Below are 8,109 nucleotides of genomic sequence, written 5' to 3'. Positions count from 1 at the left end.
GAACCATCCTGTGCGTCCTCCACGAAGGAATGAGGTCGTTACAGAGATCGAATCAATCGGTGAGCTAATCCGATGGAGAGAATGCCCTAATAGAAAGCAGGACTCAAATAATAGCGAGACCAATGTAAACATGATTACTCGCCACAAGCTTATCCAGCAAACAGAGACTTTAGTGTTCATACTGAGCGAACATGTTGTGAGACAAAGACTAAGGTCAAGCTTTGCTCACCTTAGGGAGTGACCTGCTTACCTCGGTAGACCACTCGGTAGTTCATCGCCTTGAGCTCCTCCATCGTGTACGACAGCACCGTATCATATAGGGAAGGCTTACCATAGTTGGCTGGCCACAAACTTTCATTCTTCCAGTAGGTCTCCCGAGAGGCAAACCAGATATAATATCGATAGCGCTCTGGATGGCTATACAGTTCACTACGATCAAGAACAGATTGTTGACTTGAATCTCCGGGGAGAATTGGGACAAAAATACTCGGCGCAACGATGAAGGGATCACCCATTCGACGGAAATAGGAGCTGTAATACATCGTATCAGGAGTTGCATTGATCTCTTGAACCGTGTATACTACTCTACGTGCCACAATCTTCGGTATGAAGTCACACCCTGTCAGTAGCAGAAGGGCAACTGCGAGTAACGTTATTCTCTTATTCATGATCTATTGCTTGTCTAAATGAGGGAAATTAAAGGGAGGAACAATAGTAGAGGGATAGCGACATCCCCCCAAGAGAGAGATTTGTGCGCCTGTGCTAGGGCTTCGATCTTTATGACTATGAAAACTCCTTGCCCCCGGATTGATATAGCTTGTTCTACATCCTCCGAGAATCACACAAGATCTCCAATAGCAAATACGTCTACGTGACGGACATCATGACATTGTATCTATCGTTCATACAAGCGATTTAGCAGGGATGCCACAGGTCTCCTATATCGTCACTCTTTACACACTTCTCCTGCTCTCACCTTCGGCTATTGTACAGTGACTTCTTGCCCATAGAGGCCTCGCTGAAGTCAATCTGGAGGGTCGCAGACTTGATCATCTCGGTATAGGGGACATATCTCTTACCAACAGAGTCGGTGATCACTCCTCGCCCATGAAATAGATCCTTGTGGAAGATGTCCGAGGGGATGAATACCCGAAAGGAAATACCGGCTAGAGAGAATGCCAGGAGATTTAGATACTCGACCCTCACCCCATGTGCTGGTAGTAGGACGGCATGATCTGGGAAGTCATACTGGTAGATGATTAATCGTAGGTAACGAGCTATCATCTCCTCCGCACGTAGCCGATTGGAATAGTCAGCTACAAGGGAGTCACTGATGCTGGATACATAGAGATACCATTGGAGCGGTGCATAGCCCATAGCTGAGCCAACCCCCTCCCCCTCATAGACCTCTCGTGGGGGGATTAGCTCTTCGCGTTCATCGATCGTCCACTCGATCGAAGGCATATGCATCTTGCCATATTCGGGATCCCACCTACTGGAGAAGAAGAATGGAACCAGGGTATAGTACCTCGGGGCATCATTGTAGACTTCACCCTCCACAAGATAGCGGAGATAGCGGGTAGTATCCAGCAGGAACTGTGCTTCCAGCAGAGGATCATGCGCCTTACTTAGCCCATAGTCACTCTCTGAGCAGATTGTCCCATTAAAACCTCCTACTGGAGCAAAGCCACCATAAGAGGTCGCAATGGTTGGGACGTAGCAGTTCTTGTTCCCCTTGTTGTGGTACTCGATCCTCAGGAAGGGGATCCTACTCAGGGTATCTAATTTTGGGGATAGATCATGCAATAGGGTACGTTGCCACCACCCTCGGTCAGGCCAAGCCTTTGCTCTATCCCTCCACTCTAGTGAGAGCTTAACGGCGACACGCTGAGCCTGCATACTCCCACAGAAGAGCAAGGCAATCAGTAATAATCTTAGTCTCATAGCGCGACTTAATGATGAAGTGTTGGTACACATGATTTACCCGTACTGTGTCTACTAGGGAGTGTAGCCTGAATAAACATAGGCCTCGTCTTATCCCCTCTAGAGGCTTCATTGGGTGTCTAGTCCTCATCGTGAGGGGTAGAGAGATAGGGAGGCTTCCCTACACCACTGCTTACTCTATATAGACTGGAGGGCCCATTTTTTGGTTACGTATATCTACGCCCCTAGAATATGATCCTTGGCGCAGACTCTTGAAGTAATATTCCTCTAGCAGGGAGTCGATAGGAACCTCTCCATAAGGGTCGCAAGTACGATACACACGGAGCTCTTTGGTCTCTCGGTCGTAATGTACGAGAAGGCCAAGATCTGGATGCCCCAAGTAAAGTACAGTAAGAGATGCCGACGAGGTGAGAAGAGGTATCATAGGATCATCTGGCATTATGGAGTGCGGGAGTTCTTCTATCCCCCCTCCAAGAAAACACTGGTACCATGTAGAATCTACATCCAGTAGGTAAGCCTTACCCCCAATCACAAAGTTAGGATCTAGAAGGCTCCAGACAGAGCCAAGAGACAGCGTATCTAAGACTGAGTAAGGCAGTCGTCGTACACTCCGTCTTAATCCTATCTGTGGCACAACTACGACCCGAAGGAAGCTATCAGCAGAGATCCACTGCACCGCTAGATATTCATCTCGGTGAACAGCCAGATTCGTCTCCATCTGACTCAAGAACTGCTCTAGGGAGAGATAGGGCTTGATCTCCTTTTGGTCCCGAGGGATGTAGCACGAGCTCACGCCACAGAGGAGCATGACCCCACAGAGTATCCAGATAAGCTTACGCAAGACCATTTTGATCACTCTTTCATTCTCGAGTCTAGCCCTCACTAGTCACGAGGGCTATGCTCATGTTTTTACTTTATTCTTTTCCGCCTACCTAAGTAGCCGTTTCCTCAGCCGTTGTATCTGCTTATAGCTCCGCCCACGGAGATGGACAGGGACAAGCTCTGAGTAAATTTGGACGACCTCGGGGAGCACCTCTGAGGGGGGCACCATTCTATCCCTAGGCGATCTATAGACCTCTAGCTGCCCCGCACGAATGAAATAACAACGATAGCCATCCCGTATGCTCCTAAAGGCCAGTGGCTCTCCCCGACCCAATAGCTCCTCCAGGAAGCATCTCTCTGCAGAGTCTATCGGTATAAGCCTCCTCCTGGGGTTAGCAAGGTCGCAGGTATACCAGTGCTCATCCTCCTGCTCTACAAACACGGCAACCCATTTGAAGCTTCTCGTATCCAGCAGTGCAAAGAATTCCTCCCAGGTGTGGAAGTATGGCTGACGCCTCAGCTTCGTGTAGTACTCATATTTGCTTATCTCTTCCTTGAAGCGAAGGGTGGGAACAAAGATCACACGGTGTGCCCCAGCACCAAGCCCAGGGACTTCCCTAAGCAGAGCAGACCTTTGCCTGCGGAGAGACTGCTGGAGCTCCTGAGCAAAGGCGCCTATCTCTATCCGAGCTCGCTCCCTAGGGGGGCGAAAGCTCCTCGGACGTCTCTTCGTCCCGCACGAAGCTAAGAGGAAAAGACTCAATAGAAAAGCAACGAGCCGTCTCATCTGGATACAATCTTATGGATGATGGAGAAGATGTACTTCGAGGGTAAGGATTCTTGTCGTGCGCTTAGCGAATCTCCCAAACAGACTCTTCCCTATCCCACGCAGGGGGTAGGCAACTCACAGAGAGGTGCAATGGAATTATACGGTATAGATACTTCATATAGAGCCTGAATAGTATGGTTAGTATGCAACAAAAGAGGAGTAAGTATGTACCACAAAAGTAGATATTGTCCGGGACAAACACAAGCTCTCCACATATTAAACATTTTACTAAAACACAGCGGTTTAGACCACTCCCAATCCACACAAAGAACTAGCCCCTAGGGTGAGCATCATACCCCACCTAAAGAAGCCCAGCAGAGAGCGTGTTTGTCTTCGATTTTGGTGTACTATCGTGCAGCTTGTCTCTGCTTCACGAAGTGGTGTACCCTTCGAAGAAGCCTATGATACCGCAATGGGACTACGTCCTCTCTATGATAGTCTAGCAACATAGGAAGACAAACACTTCACCGAGGAGGATATTGGGGCTGCTAGTCGAGCTCATTATGGGAGGGGATATTGGGACAAGAAAAGAGCATGAACCCGTGCAGGTGTTCAGAGAAAGTTTCTACATTTGCATCATACTGTCTACCCTATCACACATAAAACACAGACAACATGGACAAAACAAAATCAAGATTAACCAAGTCATTACTTGGTCTAGGAGTAGGAACAGTAACTCTCCCGGCTATTGGCACTGCTTTAGGATCGGCTCTTGAAGCAGTCGGAGGGGGACTAACTGAAGCCGCTACCTTCTGTTAAATGGACACCTCGACGCAATCAAAGGATCGCTCAAGGTTCTATGTCGCCTTGGCCGTATCTTCCGCTCTCATAGCATTGATGCTCCTAACGGGGACGCCTCTTAACATACCCATAGCCCTGCTAATCGCTCTGTCCCTATACAGGACTGCCAAAAGATTATAGCTCGTCAATGTCTGATAGGTGGCTAAGTTGAACTCTTTTCAACTTAGCCACCTATCCATTTCTCAGACAAGGGTTACCCTCAGCAAAACGTCCCGGCAAAACTGCTCTCCTAACTACCTCTATATCAAACTCCCCGAGAGCCCCAAAACGAACATACCGAGAGCGCTGATGCGCTCTCGGTAAGAGCGCACCCATCACCTTACATAGGTGACGAGTGCGCTCTTACCGAGTCCTCTCTTGCGATCATTACTACTCCTCAAGTAGGGCTCTCAGAATGATCGTTACGACCTTTCTGAAAGAGCGTTACCAAATCCGTAGCAGCTCACTCCCCCACAGCAGGAGAAATCCCTCCCCTGGAGCGAAGGAGGGATAAGAGGAGACAGAGCCTCGGGATGGCTCCATCCCGCCTACCCTACCCGACCGCCCCCACGAGACCTGATGGCAGGCGAGGAGGGAAATTAAGTACCTTTGCGCTACACCTACATTATTATGTAAGATATGATGCACTGGGAACAACTCCTCTCCGATAGACGACTAGGCGCCGACACCTCTGAGCGCAGGCCAACGACAGCACCTGCCCGCAGTGACTTCGAGCGTGACTATGACCGCTTGGTCTTCTCTCCCCCCTTCCGTAGACTACAGAGCAAGACGCAGGTCTTCCCCCTACCTGGCAACATCTTCGTACACAATAGGCTAACCCATAGCCTAGAGGTAAGTTGTCTGGGACGGTCACTCGGCAACATCGTCGCCGACTGCCTCGTAGGGCGTCACCCCAAGGCGAGCGAGATCCCCTTCCGCTCGGGACTCAGTGCCATCGTCAGTGCCGCTTGCCTAGCACACGACATGGGCAACCCACCCTTCGGCCACAGCGGAGAGCGGGCGATCAGTGCCTACTTCAAGGAAGGGAATGGTGCCCGCTGGCAGAGCCAAGTGGAGCAGGAGGGTGGACGCTGGGAGGACTTCCTCTACTTCGAGGGGAATGCCAACGCCTTCCGCCTGCTGACCCACCAGTTTCAGGGGCGACGAGTGGGGGGCTTTGCCCTCACCTGCAGTACGGTAGCGAGTATCATCAAGTATCCCTACAGTAGCCTGCTGGCTGGGGGGAAGAGCAAGTTTGGCTTCTTCGAGACCGAGGAGGAGACGATGCGTATCGTAGCCGAGGAGCTCGGACTGATTCAGGTCAGCGATTCGCCCCTATGCTATGTGCGTCACCCCCTCGTCTACCTCGTAGAGGCTGCCGATGACATCTGCTACCAGATCATGGATATAGAGGATGCCTACAAGCTACATATCCTGAGCTTCGATGAGGCACGTGACCTCCTGGAGGCCTTCTTTACGGAGGAGGAGCTAAGAGGGATCCGCCGTGTGGCATCGAGCATAGGAGACCCCAATGAGCGTATCGGCTACCTACGCTCCAAGGTCATCAACCTCCTCGTCGAGGAGGCAGCCTCCGTCTTCCTCGACTCAGAGGAGACGATCCTCAGAGGATGCTACACAGGGACACTCGTCCAGCATCTCTCTCCCCGTAGCTATGAGGCCTACCGAGTCTGTAGCGAGATGGCTCATGAGCGGATCTATTCGGCTCATGGAGTCGTAGATGTAGAGCTCGCAGGGCATAGGATCTTCTCGGCTCTGCTGGATCGGCTCATAGAGGCACAGCTACACCCCGAGCACCTATACAGCCGTACCCTACTGAGCCGAGTGAGTAGCCAGTACGACACGAGTAGCCCCACCCTCTACGGCAAGATCCAGTGTGCTCTAGACTACATCTCGGGCATGACGGACATCTACGCTCTAGACCTCTACCGCACGATCACGGGGATGAACCTCCCTGCTGTATAGGAGCCCTAGAGGCACGTCCTCATGCTGTAGCTCTACATCCACTCATAGAGCCTCCTAGGCTCGGGAATCAACGAGTCCGAAAGTGTTACCTTTACGTCGGGTAACATCATAGATATCTACAACTCAAACGTAGTACTAGATACGCTCCACCCCCTCGGGCTATCACCCGACAGCCTAGAGGGAGGGGCTAGGAGGGAGAGGTAGAGGCCACGAGCCACAGCGAGCTCTGTACTACCCGACTATCCACCCCGTGGTAGGGCTGTCTCACTAACATATCAGATAGTCACTATGAGTAGTATACAGCATGAGGGCTACCGCCCTCTCACCGAAGCAGAAATCGCCAGCCTCAAGGAGCGTGCGAACTCCGCTGACGACTGGTCTCAAGTCTGGGTCAAGGAGGGCTTCGTCCCCCGCCACATCCTAAATACGCACTTCTCGGGGTGGGTACGTCTCGGGCTCTTCGAGGAGACCTTTGACCTACCAGGAGGGATCTCCAAGCACTCTGGCCTCTACTACACCTACCTGCATAATGTGGAGGTAGGCGACAACTGCTGTATCGAGCACGTCAATAACTACATAGCAGGCTACAGCATCGGCGAAGGGACATTCATCAGCAACGTCGATACGATACTAGTCGATGGGGAGACGACCTTCGGCAACGGCGTAGAGGTCTCTGTCCTCAACGAGACAGGGGGACGTGAGGTGCTGGCCTATGACCGCCTCTCTGCCCACGAGGCCTACCTCATGGCGATGTACCGCCATCGCCCCAAGCTGATCACCCGCCTACGTGACCTCATCACCCGCTATATCACCACCCAACGCTCCAGACACGGCCATATCGGTGCACACTGCCATATCACCGACGTCGGGAATATCACCAACGTGAAGATCGGGGACTATGCACGTATCATCGGTACTCGACGCCTATATAATGGGAGTATCAATAGCGTAGAGGCAGCACCCGTCTACGTCGGTTACAGCGTCATCTGTACGGACTTCATCATCTCCTCGGGCTCTAGGGTGGAGAGTGGCACAGCCCTCTCTCGCTGCTTCGTCGGGCAGGCCTGTACGCTGGCTCATGGCTACTCGGCCTCGGACTCCCTCTTCTTCAGCAACTGTCATGGGGAGAATGGGGAGGCTTGTGCCATCTTTGCCGGCCCCTTCACGGTCACGCACCACAAGTCCACCCTGCTCATCGCTAGCCAGTTCTCCTTCATGAACGCAGGCTCAGGCTCTAACCAGAGCAACCACATGTACAAGCTAGGGCCTATCCATCAGGGCATCATGGAGCGTGGAGCTAAGACTTCGTCCGACTCCTACATCCTCTGGCCTGCACGTATAGGCGCCTTCTCACTGGTCATGGGACGACATACCACCCACCCTGACCTCTCTAACCTCCCCTTCTCCTACGTGATCGAGTCCTGCGACACCACGTGTATCATCCCCGGAGTGAACCTCAAGAGCGTGGGTACCATCCGTGACGCACAGAAGTGGCCACGACGTGATGCCCGCCGAGACCCTGACCGCCTCGATCAGATCAACTACAACCTACTTAGCCCCTACACCATCCAAAAGATGATCAACGGGCAGCTGATACTCCAGGATCTACGACGTGTGGCAGGTATCACCTCTGAGGTCTATACCTACCAGAGCGCTCGCATACGCAGCAGCTCACTAAGGAAGGGGATACACTACTACGAGCTAGCCATCCATAAGTTCCTCGGGAACTCCCTGATCAAGCGCCTAGAGGG

The 8,109-nt window shown here is 52.1% G+C and carries 5 protein-coding genes; 2 read left to right on the top strand and 3 right to left on the bottom strand.

The window, feature by feature from the left end; all coding sequences use genetic code 11:
• Nucleotides 1-230: 230 nt before the first annotated feature.
• The 3 genes from QZ554_RS07540 to QZ554_RS07530 form a co-directional block, all read right to left on the bottom strand.
• Nucleotides 231-668, bottom strand: a complete 438-nt coding sequence (locus QZ554_RS07540; protein ID WP_297195541.1) for a hypothetical protein — start codon at nt 666-668, stop codon at nt 231-233.
• 304 nt (nt 669-972) lie between these two features.
• Nucleotides 973-1,944 carry a hypothetical protein gene (locus tag QZ554_RS07535; RefSeq protein ID WP_297195539.1) on the bottom strand — a complete coding sequence of 324 codons (972 nt, stop codon included), beginning with the start codon at nt 1,942-1,944 and terminating at the stop codon, nt 973-975.
• A gap of 928 nt (nt 1,945-2,872) precedes the next feature.
• A complete protein-coding gene (locus QZ554_RS07530) occupies nt 2,873-3,553 on the bottom strand; it encodes a hypothetical protein (protein ID WP_297195538.1) in 681 nt (226 codons plus the stop codon).
• A gap of 1,464 nt (nt 3,554-5,017) precedes the next feature.
• On the opposite strand from QZ554_RS07530, the gene dgt reads away from it, so the two are divergent.
• Nucleotides 5,018-6,358, top strand: coding sequence for a dGTP triphosphohydrolase (dgt, locus tag QZ554_RS07525; RefSeq protein WP_297195544.1), 1,341 nt, complete (start codon nt 5,018-5,020; stop codon nt 6,356-6,358).
• A gap of 288 nt (nt 6,359-6,646) precedes the next feature.
• Nucleotides 6,647-8,109, top strand: a 1,463-nt coding sequence (locus QZ554_RS07520; RefSeq protein ID WP_297195535.1) for a DUF4954 family protein, incomplete at its 3' end; no start/stop codon positions are given.

It is taken from the genome of uncultured Porphyromonas sp., from assembly GCF_915070105.1.
Taxonomy (GTDB): domain Bacteria; phylum Bacteroidota; class Bacteroidia; order Bacteroidales; family Porphyromonadaceae; genus Porphyromonas.
Note: the sequence above shows the minus strand (reverse complement) of the source record. Positions and strands in the feature narration are given on the sequence as shown.

Coding starts and splice junctions, on each gene's coding strand:
- dgt (WP_297195544.1), top strand. CDS start 5,018: ATGCACTGGGAACAACTCCTCTCCGATAGACGACTAGGCGCCGACACC.
- QZ554_RS07530 (WP_297195538.1), bottom strand. CDS start 3,553: ATGAGACGGCTCGTTGCTTTTCTATTGAGTCTTTTCCTCTTAGCTTCG.
- QZ554_RS07540 (WP_297195541.1), bottom strand. CDS start 668: ATGAATAAGAGAATAACGTTACTCGCAGTTGCCCTTCTGCTACTGACA.
- QZ554_RS07535 (WP_297195539.1), bottom strand. CDS start 1,944: ATGAGACTAAGATTATTACTGATTGCCTTGCTCTTCTGTGGGAGTATG.